The organism is Rhizobium sp. R86522, from assembly GCF_042466255.1.
GTDB lineage: Bacteria > Pseudomonadota > Alphaproteobacteria > Rhizobiales > Rhizobiaceae > Allorhizobium.
The window spans coordinates 2,340,795-2,357,092 of record NZ_JAXHBX010000001.1 but is presented as its reverse complement, the minus strand read 5'-3'; the positions used below and the strand labels follow the sequence as shown (position 1 = coordinate 2,357,092).

20 protein-coding genes are annotated in these 16,298 nt (G+C 66.2%); 17 read left to right on the top strand and 3 right to left on the bottom strand.

All coding sequences use genetic code 11. The annotated features are described in order from the left end of the window. Nucleotides 1-437: 437 nt before the first annotated feature. From SJY08_RS11415 to SJY08_RS11375, 9 genes are all read left to right on the top strand, one after another. A complete protein-coding gene (locus tag SJY08_RS11415) occupies nt 438-1,013 on the top strand; it encodes an HK97 family phage prohead protease (RefSeq protein ID WP_377275696.1) in 576 nt (191 codons plus the stop codon). Between the two features lie 5 nt (nt 1,014-1,018). Further along, entirely contained in the window at nt 1,019-2,356 is a 1,338-nt protein-coding gene (locus SJY08_RS11410) for a phage major capsid protein (protein WP_377275694.1), read from the top strand. Nucleotides 2,357-2,732: 376 nt separating this feature from the next. Further along, nucleotides 2,733-3,302: a phage head-tail connector protein gene (locus SJY08_RS11405; RefSeq protein WP_377275692.1), complete on the top strand. Its 570-nt coding sequence runs from the start codon at nt 2,733-2,735 to the stop codon at nt 3,300-3,302. A 2-nt stretch (nt 3,303-3,304) separates the two neighbouring features. Beyond that, nucleotides 3,305-3,640: a phage head closure protein gene (locus tag SJY08_RS11400; RefSeq protein ID WP_377275689.1), complete on the top strand. Its 336-nt coding sequence runs from the start codon at nt 3,305-3,307 to the stop codon at nt 3,638-3,640. A gap of 80 nt (nt 3,641-3,720) precedes the next feature. Then, nucleotides 3,721-3,891: a hypothetical protein gene (locus tag SJY08_RS11395; protein ID WP_156323007.1), complete on the top strand. Its 171-nt coding sequence runs from the start codon at nt 3,721-3,723 to the stop codon at nt 3,889-3,891. Between the two features lie 90 nt (nt 3,892-3,981). Continuing rightward, the gene (locus tag SJY08_RS11390; RefSeq protein ID WP_377275687.1) at nt 3,982-4,380 is read left to right on the top strand and encodes a DUF3168 domain-containing protein; all 399 of its coding nucleotides are present in this window, start codon (nt 3,982-3,984) and stop codon (nt 4,378-4,380) included. 52 nt (nt 4,381-4,432) lie between these two features. Beyond that, complete coding sequence (locus SJY08_RS11385; RefSeq protein ID WP_377275685.1) at nt 4,433-5,065, top strand: hypothetical protein; 633 nt, start codon at nt 4,433-4,435, stop codon at nt 5,063-5,065. Nucleotides 5,066-5,143: 78 nt separating this feature from the next. Further along, nucleotides 5,144-5,500 carry a nucleotidyltransferase domain-containing protein gene (locus SJY08_RS11380; protein WP_377275683.1) on the top strand — a complete coding sequence of 119 codons (357 nt, stop codon included), beginning with the start codon at nt 5,144-5,146 and terminating at the stop codon, nt 5,498-5,500. Further along, on the top strand, nt 5,490-5,939 hold the full coding sequence (locus tag SJY08_RS11375) for a HEPN domain-containing protein (RefSeq protein WP_054151340.1): 450 nt from the start codon (nt 5,490-5,492) through the stop codon (nt 5,937-5,939). Before SJY08_RS11380 ends, SJY08_RS11375 begins: the two co-directional genes overlap by 11 nt. Here SJY08_RS11375 and SJY08_RS11370 read toward each other — a convergent pair. Further along, complete coding sequence (locus tag SJY08_RS11370; RefSeq protein ID WP_377275680.1) at nt 5,936-7,132, bottom strand: MFS transporter; 1,197 nt, start codon at nt 7,130-7,132, stop codon at nt 5,936-5,938. The two genes, SJY08_RS11375 and SJY08_RS11370, sit on opposite strands and share 4 nt — an antisense overlap. A gap of 431 nt (nt 7,133-7,563) precedes the next feature. Here SJY08_RS11370 and SJY08_RS11365 point away from each other — a divergent pair, with 431 nt between their 5' ends. The 4 genes from SJY08_RS11365 (at nt 7,564) to SJY08_RS11350 (ending at nt 9,362) form a co-directional block, all read left to right on the top strand. Continuing rightward, entirely contained in the window at nt 7,564-7,971 is a 408-nt protein-coding gene (locus SJY08_RS11365) for a phage major tail protein, TP901-1 family (protein WP_377275678.1), read from the top strand. Nucleotides 7,972-7,978: 7 nt separating this feature from the next. Continuing rightward, nucleotides 7,979-8,380, top strand: coding sequence for a gene transfer agent family protein (locus SJY08_RS11360; RefSeq protein ID WP_156322995.1), 402 nt, complete (start codon nt 7,979-7,981; stop codon nt 8,378-8,380). Continuing rightward, a complete protein-coding gene (locus tag SJY08_RS11355; protein WP_082347826.1) occupies nt 8,377-8,580 on the top strand; it encodes a rcc01693 family protein in 204 nt (67 codons plus the stop codon). Before SJY08_RS11360 ends, SJY08_RS11355 begins: the two co-directional genes overlap by 4 nt. Nucleotides 8,581-8,753: 173 nt before the next feature. Continuing rightward, nucleotides 8,754-9,362 carry a phage tail tape measure protein gene (locus tag SJY08_RS11350; RefSeq protein ID WP_377275675.1) on the top strand — a complete coding sequence of 203 codons (609 nt, stop codon included), beginning with the start codon at nt 8,754-8,756 and terminating at the stop codon, nt 9,360-9,362. 104 nt (nt 9,363-9,466) lie between these two features. Here SJY08_RS11350 and SJY08_RS11345 read toward each other — a convergent pair whose 3' ends face one another. Both SJY08_RS11345 and SJY08_RS11340 read right to left on the bottom strand, forming a co-directional pair. Next, the gene (locus SJY08_RS11345) at nt 9,467-9,871 is read right to left on the bottom strand and encodes a type II toxin-antitoxin system VapC family toxin (RefSeq protein WP_377275673.1); all 405 of its coding nucleotides are present in this window, start codon (nt 9,869-9,871) and stop codon (nt 9,467-9,469) included. Next, nucleotides 9,871-10,116, bottom strand: a complete 246-nt coding sequence (locus SJY08_RS11340; RefSeq protein ID WP_054151275.1) for a type II toxin-antitoxin system VapB family antitoxin — start codon at nt 10,114-10,116, stop codon at nt 9,871-9,873. Before SJY08_RS11340 ends, SJY08_RS11345 begins: the two co-directional genes overlap by 1 nt. Before the next feature lie 203 nt (nt 10,117-10,319). Between SJY08_RS11340 and SJY08_RS11335 the strand changes: the two genes are divergently transcribed. From SJY08_RS11335 to SJY08_RS11320, 4 genes are all read left to right on the top strand, one after another. Beyond that, nucleotides 10,320-10,952, top strand: coding sequence for a TIGR02217 family protein (locus tag SJY08_RS11335; protein WP_377275671.1), 633 nt, complete (start codon nt 10,320-10,322; stop codon nt 10,950-10,952). Then, nucleotides 10,949-11,845, top strand: coding sequence for a DUF2163 domain-containing protein (locus SJY08_RS11330; RefSeq protein WP_377275669.1), 897 nt, complete (start codon nt 10,949-10,951; stop codon nt 11,843-11,845). The genes SJY08_RS11335 and SJY08_RS11330 overlap by 4 nt, the downstream gene beginning before the upstream one ends. Nucleotides 11,846-11,977: 132 nt before the next feature. Further along, nucleotides 11,978-12,493, top strand: coding sequence for an NlpC/P60 family protein (locus tag SJY08_RS11325; RefSeq protein WP_377275667.1), 516 nt, complete (start codon nt 11,978-11,980; stop codon nt 12,491-12,493). A gap of 2 nt (nt 12,494-12,495) precedes the next feature. Further along, nucleotides 12,496-16,275: a glycoside hydrolase/phage tail family protein gene (locus SJY08_RS11320; RefSeq protein ID WP_377275665.1), complete on the top strand. Its 3,780-nt coding sequence runs from the start codon at nt 12,496-12,498 to the stop codon at nt 16,273-16,275. Nucleotides 16,276-16,298 lie beyond the last annotated feature (23 nt).

Sequence of the window (16,298 nt, the reverse complement as noted above, 5' to 3'; positions counted from 1 at the left end):
GTGGCCCTGACCCTTCGAGGCCCGCGCGGTGCGCGGGCACTTCAGGGTGAGGGCGATGGGGGACGCCGGTCTCTACCCTCCCCTTGACGGGGAGCCGGGAGCGGTTGTGTGACCGCCTCTCCCCTTGGGGAGAGGATCGCCGAGCGCAGCGGAGGCTAGGTGAGGGGGCGGATCGGCGAGGCGTCGAAGGTTCAACGTAAGCTTCGCTCCCCCTCATCCCCGGTGCAACAAGTTGCACCTGAGACCTTCGGGCACCTTCTCCCCGCTGGGGAGAAGAGGCAGGGACCCGCCGCTGCCGTGCCAACCGTTCTGCGTCCGCACGTCACCCCCACCCGCCGCATTGCGGCGACCTCCCCCCTCAAGGGGCAGGCAGGTGGGCACCGCCTTTGCGCGTCGCAAGGAGACCAAACCAAATCAACATCACGAGGAGACAAGCCATGCAGGCTTTGGAAACGGCGGGTGCGCCGCGGTTTTGGTATGCCGGGCTGACGCTGAAGGGCGTGGCGGGCGACGGGCGGTTTTCGGGTTATGCGAGCCTGTTCGGCGAGGTCGATCTTGGCCGCGATGCGATTGAGCCCGGGGCCTTTGCCGCGTCGCTGACGAAGCGCGGGGCGGGCGGTGTGCGCATGCTCTTTCAGCATGATCCGGCCGAGGTGATCGGCCGCTGGACCGAGATCCGCGAGGACGAGCGTGGGCTTTATGTCGAGGGCAGGCTCGCGACCGATGTCGGCCGCGCCCGCGAGGTCCATGCGCTGATGAAGGCCGGCGCGCTGGACGGCCTCTCGATTGGGTTTCGGGCGGTCAAGACGCGGGCGGACCGCAAGACGGGCGTGCGGCGGATTCTCGAGGCCGATCTCTGGGAGATCTCGGTGGTGACCTTTCCCATGCTGCCGACGGCGAGAGTGTCCAATGTCAAGCACAGGCGGTTCTACCGCGACAGGGAAACCGAGCTCGTTCGGCTGATGCGCCGGGCGGCTCGGTCGATGGCGAACAATCACTTCACGAAAGGATGAGCGACATGGAAGACGAGATGATGACGGGGCAGGACAGGACGGATGCGGTGGGGCGTGGGGCCTCTGCGGCAGGCGGGCGGAGCGGCAAGCGGGCCAAGGGGGCGCTGGCAAGGCTGGCACCCGAGGTGAAGGCGGCCCCCGATACGGTGACCTCGGCCTTTGCCGAATTCATGAGCGCTTTCGAGGCCTTCAAAGAGGCGAATGACGAGCGGCTCGGCGAGATCGAGGAGAAGCTTTCGAGCGATGTCGTGACCCGCGACAAGGTCGAGCGGATCAACAAGGCGATCGACGAGCAGAGCCGGCTTCTCGACGAACTGGTGCTGAAAAAGCGCCGCCCGGCGCTGGAACGTGTCGGCCGCGACGAGGCGGGGCTTGCCGAACACAAGGCGGCCTTCGAGGCCTATGTGCGGCGTGGCGATGATGCAGCGCTGCGTGACCTCGACCAGAAGGCGCTGTCGGCGGGAGTTTCCGGCGACGGCGGCTATCTGGTGCCACAGCAGGTGGACGAGGAGATCGGCCGCAGGCTGAGGGTGATCTCGCCGATCCGGTCGCTGGCGACCGTGCGGCAGGTCTCGGGCGCGGTGCTGAAGAAGCCGTTTGCTGCCTCGGGTTTTGCCTCGGGCTGGGTGGCGGAGACGGCGGCGCGCACGCAGACCGGCACGCCGGAACTGGCCGAACTCGCCTTCCCGACCATGGAGCTCTATGCCATGCCGGCGGCAACCCAAGGCCTGCTCGATGATGCCGCCGTCGACATCGAGGCCTGGATTGCAGCCGAAGTTGACATCGCCTTTGCCGAACAGGAGGGCGAGGCCTTCGTGTCGGGTGACGGCGTGCTGAAGCCGAAGGGGTTCCTGGCCTATGACCAGGTGGATGACGGCGCCTGGGAATGGGGCAAGATCGGCACCGTTGCCACGGGGGCGGCGGGGGCTTTCGCGGCAAGCGGTGCATCCGATGTGCTGATCAACGTGGTCTATGCGCTGAAGGCGGGACACCGGCAGAACGGCACCTTCGTCATGAGCCGCCGCAGCCAGGGCGCGGTGCGCAAGTTGAAGGATGCCGACGGCAACTATCTCTGGGCACCGCCAGCGCGCGCCGGTGATCCGGCCTCGCTGATGGGCTTCCCGGTCGCCGAATCCGAGGACATGCCGGAGATTGCGGCCAATGCGACGGCGATCGCCTTCGGTGATTTCCGGGCGGGCTATCTCGTGGTGGATCGCGTCGGTGTGCGGGTGCTGCGCGATCCCTATTCGGCGAAACCTTACGTGCTGTTTTACACCACCAAGCGCGTCGGCGGCGGCGTGCAGGACTTCGAGGCGATCAAGCTGGTGAAGTTCGGGGCGTGAGGGTGGCGTGCCCCTCCGCTTGAGGGCGAGGTGGTTTTGCGGCCGCGTGACCGCCTCTCCCCTCGGGGAGAGGAACGCCGAGCGCAGCGGAGGCGAGGTGAGGGGGCGGTTCGGCGAAGCGTCGAATAGTAAGCCTGAGCTTCGCTCCCCCTCATCCCCGGTGCAAAAAGTTGCACCTGAGCGCTGCGCGCCACTTTCTCCCCGCTGGGGAGAAGAGAGGGAGGCCCGCCACCGCCCTCATGCTGAGGTGGGCGCGGAGCGCCCCTCGAAGCATCCATCTCTCAACTCTTCAGGGTGGCCTCGCCCTTCGAGGCCGGGCGTGGCCCGGCGCCGCAGGGTGAGGGGCTACCTGCAATTCGTTTTCAAGGAACCTCCCATGACCATCATCGAACTCACTCCACCCGCTGTGGAGCCGCTGACGCTTGTCGAGATCAGGGCGCATCTGAGGCTCGATACGGAGGAGGAGGATGCGCTGCTTTCAGCGCTTGCCATCGTCGCCCGCGAGCATCTGGAGCGGGAGACGGGGCTGGTGCTGGCGACCAGGGATTTCAGGTTTTGCCTCGACGACTGGCCGGCGGACGGGATTGTGACCATTCCTCGCGGGCCGGTCCGGGTGGTGACCGCGGTGACAGTCTATGATGGCGAGGGTGAGCCGCAGGCTGTGGATCTCGATGGCCACTTGCTCGACGGTCAGGCGCGTCCAGCGCGGCTCTGGCTGCGGGACGTGCCTGAGCCGGGGCGGGCGATGAACGGGATCGAGGTGGAATTGTCAGCCGGCTTCGGCGAGAGCGGCGCGGATCTACCGGAGACGCTGAAGCGGGCGATGCTCACGCATGTCGCGGCGATGTATGCCTGCCGCGGTGCGGTCGCGGTCGAGGCGCAGCCGGCTATTGTGCCGCCCGGTTACGAGCGGCTGATTGCACCCTTCTGCCGGCGTGGGCTCTGATCATGGCGATGATGGATATCGATGCCGGGCGGCTGACGGCGCGGCTGGTGCTGGAGCGACCGGATGTGGTCGACGATGATCAGGGCGGGGCGGTGACGGGGTTCGTTGAACTGGCCCGCGTCTGGGCACTGATCGAGCCGCGCAGCTTTGCCGAAGAGGAAAAGGGGCCGGGGCTTGTGGCGACCGTCACGCATCATGTGACGGTTCGGGCCCGTGGTGATCTCGTGGCCGGGCAGCGCTTTCGCAAAGGCGCGCGGGTGTTCGAGATCCAGGCCGTGCGCGACCCCGACGAGACCGGTAGGTTTCAGGTGGCGCTGTGCCGCGAGGTGACGGGATGAGCCGCGGCGCCAGACAAGGGCGAGGGTCCGGACAAGGGCGCGGATCCGGGCAGCGGTGCGTGGCGCTGGAGGAGACGGGCATGCAGCTCGCCGAGATCTTGCGGCGGGCGCTGGCAGTCCGTGTGGCGAAGCGCAGCGATCGGACATCGAAAGACGGGGGCTCGATGGAGCCGGATGGGTCGGCGGCCGAAGGACTGGGCGCTGACGGACGCTATAACCGGGTGTCGGGTGAGGCGCAGACGGGCCGCTAGGCAAATGGAAGCTTCGCGGACACCGGCTGTGCGCGAGGGGCACAAAGGCGCCGGTAGGTGTTGCTTGGCACAGCTTGGGGAGAATGGAATATGACGAATGCGGTCAATGCCTTGCTTGCAGCGCTTCAACAGGCGGTCAAGGCGGACACGGCGCTGACGACCGCGCTCGGACCCCAGGGACTGTCCGACCGGACGATCCGGCCGCAACGCTTTCCGGCGCTTGTCGTCGGCGCGGTCGAGGCACGCGACTTTTCAACCGGCGAGGCGGACGGCGCTGAGATCCTGTTGACGCTCGAGGCCTGGAGTGCGGTCTCCCGACGTGAGGCCGAAGGGCTGGTGGCGGAGGTGAGGCGGCTGGCCGACAGCTTGCCGGAGATGCTGGGTGAGTTTCGACTGGTCAACTTTCGCCACCGTCGGACGGTGAGCCGGCGCGAGGTGAAGACGGGGTTGTTCGTGGCCGAGGCCGCGTATCGGGCGGTGGTGGAGTGAGGTAGCGAAGCTCGGAGCCGGGCGTCACGTGGGGCTGGGATGCCAGGTGTCTATGTTGGACCGCCTGCGGACAAACGGTTGTGTCCTCAGGGGTGCGGTGGCAGGCTGGTTGCTGTCGATTGACGTTCGATTCCATACATTTGCGTTGAAAGGAGTTTCGATGAAACGGGCTTTTCTCTCCATGGTCCTTTTGTCATCCACGCATTCGGTCAGTCTGGCATCGTCCTGCCCGTTGCCGGCAATGATCGATTTTTGCGTTACAGGTGCCGCCGACATCGAGCGCCTTCGAGAACTGGCGGAGCGACCAGGCTGGACCAAGGACGCAAACACAGACCGGGTGGATCGACCCATACCTCGATCTGGCTCGTTTACGGCCACCTCTCCTGACGGCTTTGCCTTCGCTGTATTCTATCAGGACTACGGTTCATTTGCGTCCGTGACCTGTACCTTCGAGGTCATGAGCTCCATCGGTGCCCTCGGCGGTACGACTGCCTGCGGCGCGCAGGAGGCTGAAACGTTCGAGACCGATCTTAAGACTGCTGTTACCGGCGAGATATCGAAGCAGACGAGTGATTTTGGCAATGGCTTCATGATTCGAGGCGAGTCGATGTGGATGCGCGCGGTCGTCAGTGCGGACGGAGGTATCACCAGTGCCTGGACGGACAGTCACGCGCTGAAGCGCTGACGACATCAAGACAACAAGGCTGTGGAACGCAAAGGCAGAATACTGTATCTTCGCGGTGGTTTTTCAATGGGAAGATCCATGGGCGAGATCGCGCAGAGCTTGAGCGGGCGGGTGGCGGATCCTGAGAGGTTTCCGGAGCTGCAGACCTTGCTTGCGCGGATCGACGCGGCCTGCAATCCCATCGAGGTGATCCTTTATGGGAGCCGTGCGCGCGGTGACGCCAACGCTCAGAGCGACTGGGATCTGAAGGTAATCGTTTCGGATGACGCGCCGGAGACGGTGATGTCGCCGCTGTTCGGCTGGCGTCTGCAGGAAGGCTCAGGGGTGCATGCAGACGTTTCCGTTGCGCGCCTTTCGGAATTCCAGGGGGACCTCGAAGTCGCAAATTCCGCAGCCAGCCATATCGTAGACGACGGTATCCTGCTTGTCCGCTGAACTGCACATCGCCAACGCGTTGCGGTTGGCGCGTGAGGATCTGGAGGCGGCGACCTTGCTTGCGGCTGCCGATAACCGCAATGACGCCTATCATGCACAACAAGCTGCGGAGAAAATGCTCCTGGCCCTTCTGACGGCGGAAGGTATCAGGGCCGAGCGCCGGGATAGCCACCGTATCGACGTGTTGCGGGAGCTTCTGCCCGACACGGATCCATTCAAGGCGCGGTTTGCAACACTGACTTTCTTGACGGTGTTCGCGACCACCTATCGCTATCCTAAGGATGCCGGTCGAATTCCGGCGCGGGCCGAGCGCGTTGAATTGGAAGCGGCACTCGCAACGCTGAAGCAAATCCTGACCGATCTCGCGGGGCATTTTGGCGTCGAGCTTCTCGCCTCGGATCGATTGCCAGCAGCGACGTCGAGCCCACCGCGCGCCTAGACCTTGACCTGTCCCCGCTTCGCAATCACCGCCAGCGCCAGGATGGCCGCGAAACCCGTGGTGGCGAAGAGGGTGGCAAGCACGAGGCCGGCATCGATGCCGGCGCGGTCGATGACGGCCGTCATCAGAACGGGGGCGGTCGCATTGGCGAGGTTTTGCGGCAGAGCGAGGCGCGCCGACTGGCGGGCGAAGCGGCTGGCGGAGAAGAAGGCGAGCGGCAGCGTGGCGCGGGCGAGTGTCGTGACGCCGGAGCCGAAGCCGTAGAGCGCGGTGAACATCAGCAGGCTCGAGGGCGTGCCGGATGAGAAGATCAAGAGCAGGGTGGAGCCCGTGAGCATGGCCATGCCGGCAAGCCCGGTGGTCACAGGCGAGGAGCGCTTGCCGAGCACCAGATCGAAGGCGCGGGCGGCAATGCCGAAGACGGCGCGCAGCGATCCGAGCTGCAGCGCCAGTGCCGGCGTCGCGCCGGAGAGTTCGAGGATATGCAGGAGCTGCGGCGAAAGGCCGAAGGTCATCAGGCTGGCGAGCGAGGTCGAGAGCGCAATCATGAGGAAGGCAAGCGTCGCCATGCGACGGCTCAACTCCAGCGGTTCCCGGGCGTCTGCGGCGAGGTCCTCAGCCGAGCGGGTGATCGCGATGCGGCCGAGGGACAGATGGATCGGAAGCGCCAGCACGAGCTGCGCGGCGGCGGCGGCGAAAAGCGCCCCGCGCCAGCCGAAGGCCTCACCGGCGAGCGTCAGCAGCGGCCAGCAGACCGCCGAGGAAAGCCCGGTGAAGATCATCAGGATGCCGATGGCGCGGCGGGAATTGTGGCCCTCGCGCTCGACGACGGCGGCAAAGGCCGGGACCGTCAGGGCAAACGATCCGCCGGCGCCGAGGATCAGCCAGGCGATCGCATAGGTGACGATGCCGGTCGAGAGCGCCAGCATGGCAAGGCCGGATGCCATCAGGACCGAGCCCATGGCGAGCACGCGGGCAGCGCTATGACGGGCGATCATCCGGCCGGTCCAGGGGCCGAGAAAGGCCATGACGAGCATCATCACGGTGAGCCCGGCAAAGGCGGTCTCGTTGGCAAGCCCGAGATCGGACGCCATGGCCCGGCCGAAGACGGCCGGCATTTCATAGGTCGTGCCCCAGCCAAGGATCTGCGAGACCGCAAGCGCGGCGACGAGGAGGGTGCGGGGCATGTTCATGGGAGACTCGAGGGGGAGTTTGCAATCGGCAGGAGTGTTTCTTCTAGGCCGGTTGTGGGGCGGGCGATAGGGCGAAATCTCAGGGGCTGCGGTGTTGGGGCTTTTCCGGGTTCGCCTAGCCTTCGATTTTCCGTTCGCCCCCGCCGGGGGAGAGATGGGGCGCCGGCTGAGCCTCGGCCCTTCGAGGCCCGGCGTTGCCGGGCACCTCAGGGTGAGCGGACGTTCGAGTGTGCCGTCTCCACCCTCCCCTTGAGGGGGAGGGTCGGACCGCAGGTCCGGGGTGGGCTGATTCCGATTCCGGCTGTGCCCTTTCTGATGGTGGTCACCCCCACCCGCCGCTTTGCGGCGACCTCCCCCCTCAAGGGGGAGGTGGGAGCGCCGCCGGCGCCTCGCCCGAAAACAATCACAGACATCATCAAAGGAGAGACGCCATGGGCGCGCAGAAGGGCAAGGATCTGTTGCTGAAGGTCGAGGATGGGGCGGGGTTTGTGACGGTGGCGGGCTTGAGGGCCAGGCGTCTTGCCTTCAATGCGCAATCGGTTGACGTGACCGATAGTGAAAGCGCCGGGCGCTGGCGGGAGCTGCTGGAGGGGGCAGGTGTCAGGCGGGCCGGATTGACGGGCTCTGGCCTGTTCAAGGATGCCGCTTCCGATGCGCTGATAAGGGCGGCCTTCTTTGCCGGTTCGATCCTGACCTATCAGGTGGTGATCCCGGATTTCGGCACGGTGACGGCGCCGTTTCAGGTGACGGCGCTGGATTATGGCGGCAATCACGACGGCGAGGTGACCTTCGAGATCGCGCTGGAATCGGCCGGTGCCGTTTCCTTCGCGGCGCTGTGAGGCGGCCATGCGGGGCTATGAACGCGAGATGCGCGAGCCGGTGACGGTCAACCGCGCCAACCGCCATCGCGGCGAGGTCGAAGGCGTCATCGACGGTGAGCGGCGCATCCTGTGTCTGACGCTCGGCGCGCTTGCCGAGCTCGAGACCGCTTTCGGCGCTGACAGTCTCACGGATCTCGCGACACGCTTTGCCGGCGGACGGCTGAAGAGCGCCGATCTGACGCGTATCCTCGCCTGCGGATTGCGTGGCGGGGGCAACCGGGTTTCCGATACGGATGTCGCCGAGATGGCGGTCGAGGGCGGTGTAGCGGGTGCAGCGAAACTGGTGGGCGAGTTGCTGGCCGTGACCTTCGGGGCCGAACCGGGCGCACAGGATCTGAGATCAGGCGAGGGCGGCAGCTCCCCTTGAGGGCCGCAGGCGGGCGAGCGGCGCGGCCGTTTCCCTGGGGATCGGTGATGACGCTCGGTCTCTCCCGCCTGCGGCTTTCTCCTGATGTGTTCTGGGGGCTGAGCTTGCCGGAGCTGGCGGCGATGGCGGGGGCTTTCGGTGAGCCTACCGGCCTGTCGCGGCGGGAGGTGGAGACCCTGATGCAGAAATTTCCAGATTGAGCGTCGGCGTGACCGCCTCTCCCTTCGGGGAGGAGGTGTGTTGCAGATTGCACCCCCTCGCCCTTCGAGGCCCTCACGGGGCGAGGGCGCCTCAGGGTGAGGGGAAAGTGCTGCCAGGCATCACGGATGTCTCTTGCCTGGCCGTCAGACCCTCTCACGAAAAGGACGTTTCCATGACTGATGACGACACACTGGCGGTCGCAGTCGACCTCGATGCGGCGGCAGCGCTTTCCGTGCTCGACGATCTCGAAAGCCGGTCGGCGAGTTTTGGCCGGGCGCTGACCTCGGCGTTGAAGGGCGCGACGACGGGCGGCAAGGGGCTGGAGGAAGTGTTGCGCGGGGTCGGGCTGCGATTGACCGATATTGCGCTCGCTTCGGGTCTGAAGCCGCTCGAGACAATGCTTGGCAATGCAGCGGGGAACCTAATCGGCAGTCTCTCCGCCGGGCTCGGATCGTCGATTTCGGGCGGGGTCACGGCCTTTGCCCAAGGCGGCGCGCCGGGACGGGTCACCCCTTTTGCCGACGGCGGCGTCGTGGCGGCACCGACTTACTTTCCGATGGCCGGTGGGAGCGGGCTGATGGGCGAGGCCGGGGCGGAGGCGATTTTGCCACTGAAACGCGGTGCGGACGGCGCGCTCGGGGTGGCGTCCGAGGGCAGCGTTGCAACCACGGTCATCCATTTCCAGGTGACGGCGAGCGATGCGGCAAGTTTTGCCAGAAGTGAGGGGCAGATCACGGCCATGCTGGCGCGCTCCGTGGGGCGCGGACGGCGGGGGATGTGAGTGGGGTAGGGAATGGGGAATGGCTTACCCCTCATCCGGCCCTGCGGGCCACCTTCTCCCCGCAGGCGGGGAGAAGGAAGGGGCGGCCGGCGCCCGGCCTGTGCTCAGGCGACGACCTCCAGATCCGTGGCGCGAAACTCGTCGGCGGTGGCAAGGATCGGGACGCCGTGGAATTTTGCGCAGGCATAATGCAGGCAATCGCCGAGGTTCAGACCGTGGCGGCCCTGGCGGAAGCGATGGGCGGCCTCCGAGGAGAGCCGCACCGTCTCTGCGGCTGGCGGCAGATCGCGGATGTCGATGCCGCGGGCTTCGAGAAATTCCGTCACCAGGGCCTGAACTGCAGGCACCGGAAGATCGAGCTTGTCCGGGCGGGCGAGGCCGAGAACCGTTTCGAGGACCGCGACCGGTGATGTGAACGGCCGCGTGGCGGACGCGAGCGCATCTGACACGCGCTGTGCTTCCGGCTCGTCTGAGAGAAGGGCGATGATCGCGCAGGCGTCGACGAACATCAGTTGTCGTCCCACAGGTCATTGAAGACCTCGCGGGGAAGGGGGCTCCGGGCCCGCTCCGCCAGCACGACCTGGTGTTTTGTCCTGAGGCGCGCGGCGGTTTCCAGCGCTGTTTCGGCGCGATTGCGCCGTTCGATCGCCTCCTTCATGGCGATCACGATCGCATCGGTGATGCCGACGCCTGCCATCTGCGCAAACTGCCGCGTCAGCGCATCGGCTTCCGGATTGTTGACGTTGATGGCCATGACGGCTCCATGTAGATGTTTTTCGCTTTCAATGTAGATGGTCGTGGCCGGTTTTCCAAGGGGCGCCAGGCGCGCTGCCGTCCGGAATATCCGCGTGCGCTGCCGCCAAAGACAGATGTCGTCAGCCCTACAGATCACCGCTCAGGCGCCCGTCTGACATTTCTCTTTTCTCTTTCTCGCAGTTTTATCGAACGGAGCCCATCATGGCCTTTCACGAACAGCGTTTTCCGCTGCGTCTGTCGCTGTCCACGAGCGGCGGGCCGGGGCGGCAGACGGATATCATTTCGCTCTCCAATGGTCGCGAGGCGCGCAATCGGCGCTGGCGGTTTTCCAGGCGCCGCTATGATGTCGGCACCGCAGTGCGCTCGGTCGCGGATCTCTATGCCGTGCTGGAGTTCTTCGAGGCGCGCGGCGGGCAGCTGCATGGGTTTCGCTTTCGCGATCCAGTCGATGGTTCGTCGGCCCGACCCGGGATGGCGGTGACGCCGCTCGACCAGTGGATCGGGGCAGGTGACGGCGAGACTGCGGCTTTCCAGCTGGTGAAGGCCTATGGCGATGGCGCGGCGGTCGAGCGGCGGCCGGTGGTGAAGCCGGTGGCGGGATCGGTGCGGGTTGCGCTTGACGGGGTGGAGCAGACGGGTGGGTTTTCCGTCGATGCGACGACGGGGATCGTCACCTTTGGACCCGGCCATGTGCCGGAAGAGGGAACGGAGATCCGGGCGGGTTTCGACTATGACGTGCCCGTTCGTTTCGACGCCGACCGGATCGAGATTGATCTCGAAGCCTTTCGCGCCGGGCGCATTCCCTCCATTCCGCTGATCGAGGTAATCCCATGAGAAGGCTTCCTGAAGCGCTTGCCACCCATGTTGCGACCGGCGAGACGACGCTGTGCCGCGCCTGGCGCGTCACCTGCCGGGACGGTTTTCGGCTCGGGTTCACCGAACATGACCAGCGGCTCGACTTCGCCGGCACGGTCTTCGAGCCGGGTACCGGCTTCTCAGCGACTGAGGCCAGTAGTGCAAGCGGTCTTGCAGCGCCCGGGGCTGAGGTGCGGGGCGGATTTTCGAGCGAGGCGATTACCGAAGCCGATCTCGCAGCCGGGCGCTTTGACGGGGCGCGGGTCGAGTGTTTTTTGATCAACTGGCAGGCGCCGGAAGACCAGCACGCGCTTGTTACGGTGCAGGAAATCGGCGAGGTGAGCCGCGCGGGGCCGGGCTTTTCGGCGGAGCTCCGCAGCTTTGCCCATCGCCTGCAGCAGTCGGAGGGGCGGATCTACAACCGCCGCTGCGATGCGGATCTCGGCGATGACAGGTGCCGGGTGAACATGGACGTTGCGAACCGCCGGGTTATGGGCGTCGTTGCGGCGGTGTTGGCGGGGGACCGGCTGACGGTCTCTGGCCTGCCGGGTCTGGGCGAGGGGCATTTCCGGCTCGGGCATGTGAGGTTCGACGACGGGCCTCTGGCCGGCAAGCGGCTGGCCATCGAGGAGAGCAGTGCTGTGGTGGGTGGGCTGATGACGCTGAGGCTGTGGTTGCCGCTGGAGGCGCGGCCGGCCGAAGGGAATGCCGTGATGCTGACGGTCGGCTGTGACAAGAGTTTTGCCACCTGTCGAGCAGTCTTCGGCAACCCGCTGAATTTTCGTGGCTTTCCGCACATGCCGGGCAGCGACTTTGCCTATTCCTATGTCAGTGGCGATAGCACCCATGATGGCGGGGTGTTGTATCGGTGAGGGCTTAAAAACCCTCCCCTTGAGGGGAGGGTCGGACCGAAGGTCCGGGGTGGGGTGAGCCTGGCTTGCTTCTCTTCGGTTCACCCCCCACCCGCCGCTTCCCGGTCATCACCTTCCCTCCGGAGCTTCCCCATGTCCGTCAACTTATCCGTCCTGGCGATTGCCGGGACCTGGATCGGCACGCCCTATCGGCATCAGGGATCGGTGAAGGGGGTGGGCTGCGACTGCCTTGGGCTCGTGCGCGGGATCTGGCGGGAGCTTTATGGCGCCGAGCCCGAGGCTGTGCCGGCCTATGCGTCCGACTGGGCGGAGCGGGCGGGCGAGGAGCGGTTGATCGCGGCGGCCGGGCGGCATTTTCAAGCCGTGGCCTCCTTGGCGGAGAGCCGGCCGGGCGATCTCGTGCTGTTTCGCTTTCGGCCGCATCTGGCGGCGAAACATGCGGGCATTCTGGCCTGCATGGCTTGGGAAGGGGGCGGCTTTGACATGGACGCCGACGGGGCGCGGTTTCCGGCGGAATACGCTCCTAGTCAGCCGCCGCCCGACGCCTTCATCCATGCCTATGAACAATCGGCGGTGACGCTATCGGCGCTCGTGCCGGCCTGGCGGCGCAGGATTGCCGGCATCTACCGCTTCCCCGAAAGGATCTGAAGATGGCGACCATTCTTCTGCAGGCGGCGGGTGCTGCCCTCGGCTCCGTCTTCGGTCCGGTCGGAGCGGCGATCGGCCAGGCGGCAGGCGCGCTTGCCGGCAGCATGATCGATCGGAGCCTGCTGTCGGGCACCCGCGAAGTGAACGGTGCACGGCTGTCTTCGGCGCGTATTTCAGGCGCCAGCGAAGGCACTGTCATTCCGAGGCTCTACGGCACCGCGCGGCTGGGCGGCACGCTGATCTGGGCGACGCGTTTCGAGGAAGAGACTGTGACCGAGCGTAGCGGCGGAAAATCCTCCGGCGGCACGCGCACCACGACCTATCGCTACTATGCCAATCTGGCGCTTGGGCTCTGCGAGGGGTCGATTGCGGGCGTGCGGCGGGTTTGGGCGGACGGTCGCGAGCTCGACACGACCGAAATCGAGATGCGCGTCTATCGCGGATCGGAAAGCCAGCCGGCCGATCCGCTGATTGCGGCGAAGCAGGGGGCGGCCAATGCGCCGGCCTATCGGGGGCTAGCCTATGTCGTCTTCGAGCGGCTGCCGCTCGACGATTTCGGCAACCGCATTCCGCTGATCCAGTTCGAGGTGATGAGACCCGTCGGGGCGCTGGAAGAGAAGATCCGGGCGGTGACGATGATCCCCGGCGCGACCGAGCACGGCTATGCGACGGTCCGGGTCTCGGATGCACCGAGCGAGGGCGCGAAACGCTGGCGGAACCGCAACACGCTTGTTGCAGCGACGGACTGGCAGGCCTCGCTCGACGAATTGCAGGCGCTTTGCCCTGATCTCGAAAGCGTGGCCCTGGTCGTTGCCTGGTTCGGCACGGATTTGCGCGCGGGCGACTGTCGGGTACTGCCGGGGGTCGAGGTGGCGTTTCGCAACGAGGAGAGCCGGCCCTGGAGTGTCGCGGGGCTGGCGCGGGGTGATGCCTATGTGGTGTCACGCCACAGCGGTGGTCCAGCCTATGGCGGCTCGCCGAGCGACGAGAGCGTCATCGAGGCGATCCGCGACCTGAAGGCACGCGGGCTGAAGGTGACGCTCTATCCCTTTGTGCTAATGGACATTCCCTCCGGTAACGGCCTGCCCGACCCCTATGGCGGGGCCGAGCAGGCGGCCTATCCCTGGCGGGGACGGATCACGGCCTATCCTCCCGGAAGCGACAAGACGGCCGCGGCGCGGGCGCAGGTCTCCAGCTTCGTCTACCGCGGTGACGGGTATCGACGTCTGGTGCTGCATTATGCGGCGCTTGCCGCCGCTGCCGGCGGGGTCGACGCCTTCCTGCTGGGCTCGGAACTGCGTGGGCTGACCGCCCTGCGCGACGATGCCAACGCCTTTCCTTTCGTTGAGGCGCTGGTGGCGCTCGCCGGTGAAGTGCGCGGTCTGCTCGGCGGCGGGACGGCGATTTCCTATGGCGCCGACTGGACCGAGTATTTCGGCCATCAGCCGTCGGATGGCTCGGGCGATGTCTTCTTTCACCTCGATCCGCTCTGGGCGAGCCCTCACATCACCGCCGTCGGGATCGACAACTATATGCCGCTCGCCGACTGGCGTGACGAGGATCTCGAGGCGGAGAGCCCCGATGGCTTCACCGGTGCCGACGATGCCGAAGGTTTTGCCCGGACGCTGACATCGGGCGAGGGCTTCGACTGGTTTTATGCCAGCGAGGCAGACCGCAGGGCACGGGTGAGGACGCCGATCACCGATGGCGCCTATGGCAAGCCCTGGGTCTTCAGGTTCAAGGACCTGAAATCCTGGTGGGAGAACCCCCATTTCAACCGGATCGGCGGCGTCGAGCAGGCGAGCCCGACGGCCTGGGTACCTGGCATGAAACCCTTCTGGATGACCGAAGTCGGTTGCGGAGCGGTCGACAAGGGAGCGAACCAGCCGAACATCTTCGTCGATGCCAAATCGGCCGAGAGCGGAAGGCCTCACTTCTCGGCGGGTGCGCGCAGCGACAGCCAACAGCGCCGGTTTCTGGAGGCGCATCTCGACCACTGGGCCGGCAGTCTCCTGCCGCCTAATATGGTCGATCCATCGCATGTCTATTCCTGGACCTGGGATGCGCGGCCCTATCCGGCCTTTCCGCAGAACACGGCGCTCTGGGCAGATGGATCGAACTGGCGGACAGGGCATTGGTTGAACGGCCGCGTGGGTACGGCGACACTGGCCGACACGATTGCGGCGATCCTCAGGGATCATGGCTTTGTCGATTTCGACGTGTCGGAAGTGGCAGGCGATCTCGGCGGCTATGTAAAGGGGGATCTGACCTCTGCGCGCGACCTGATCGAGCCCTTGCTCGACTTCTTCCAGATCGACGTGATCGAGGACGCCGGGCGGCTGAAATTCCGCACTCGGCCGACGGCGAGCCTGGCTGCCCGCGAGATCAACGTACTTGCCGACATCGCCGATCGCCCGCTGTGGAGCGAGACGCGCGGCCATGACAGCGATTTTGCTTCGGAAGCGCTCGTGACTTTCTATGATCCGGCGGCGGATTATGTCGAGGCGAGCGTGCGCTCGCGCAAGGTGGAGGCGGCGACCGATCGGCAACTGGCCCGCGACCTGCCGGCGGCCATGCCGGAAGAGACCGCACTTGCGGCCGCCGAAGGCTGGCTGCGTGACAACCGGCTGGCGCGGCGCACGGTTCAGCTGGCGCTCGGGCCGCAGGAGATTGCGATCGAGCCCGGAGACGTTCTGCGTTTTCCGGAAGGGCCAGAGGGGCGGTTCCTGGTGCAGGGCATCGACGAGGGCTTCGAACGACGCCTGACCCTCAGGGCCTTCGCGGGCAAGGTCTCCGCACCCGTGCCGGTGGTTGAACCCGGACGGGTGGTCGACGATGGCGGTGCGGCCGGCTTTGCGCCGGTCGTGCAATTTCTCGATCTGCCGAGGCTGGAGGGTGCAAGCCATGCCGGTGACGCGAGCGTTGCGGCATATGGCCGTCCCTGGCGGCGGCTTGCGGTATCGAGCTCTCCGGAAGCCGAGGGCTATCGGCTCAGGCTGACGCTGGATCGGCCAGCGACCCTGGGACGGCTTCTGGAGCCGCTTGCCCCCGGACCTGTCGGGCGCTTCGATGGGGCGAATGCCCTTGTAGTCGAGGTTCTAGCAGGAGCCTTTGCCTCGGCGAGCCGCATGGCTGTTCTCTCCGGCGCGAACCGGCTCGCGGTCCGGGCCAATACCGGCGGCTGGGAGGTCGTCGGCTTTGTCGAGGCCGAGGAGGTTGCGGTCGGACGCTTCCGGCTGACGGGCCTTTTGCGCGGGCTGGGAGGCACGGAGGACGCAGTCGTGGCTGGTGCCGCAGCCGGGGCCGAGGTCGTGGCTCTCGACGAAGCGGTCCGGCCGCTGGGGCTCGGGAATGCCGAACGCGGGGCCGCACAAAACTGGATCCTCGAGCCGATGGGGCTCGTGACAGAGCTTTCGGGGCCACATGTCTTTGCCGGCGGATTGCGGGCGGAGACGCCGCTATCGCCTGTGCATGCGAAGGTGCTGCGGCAGGCCGCGGGCGATCTTTCGATCAGCTGGATCCGGCGCAGCCGCATCGAGGCCGATGCCTGGACAGACGGGGAGGTGCCGCTCGACGAGGCGCAGGAGCGCTACCGGCTGGAGATCCTTGATGGCGGCACCGTGCTTCGTGTGGCCGAGGTGACCGAGCCCGCCTGGACCTATGCCGTCGCCGATGAACTGGCAGATTTCGGCGCGCCGCAGACGGCGCTTGGCCTCCGCATCCGGCAACTCGGACGGCTGGCCGCCGGCCTGCCGCTCCTGGCGGTGGTTCCCGTCGATTGAAAACCATTCAACAGGAGGATGAC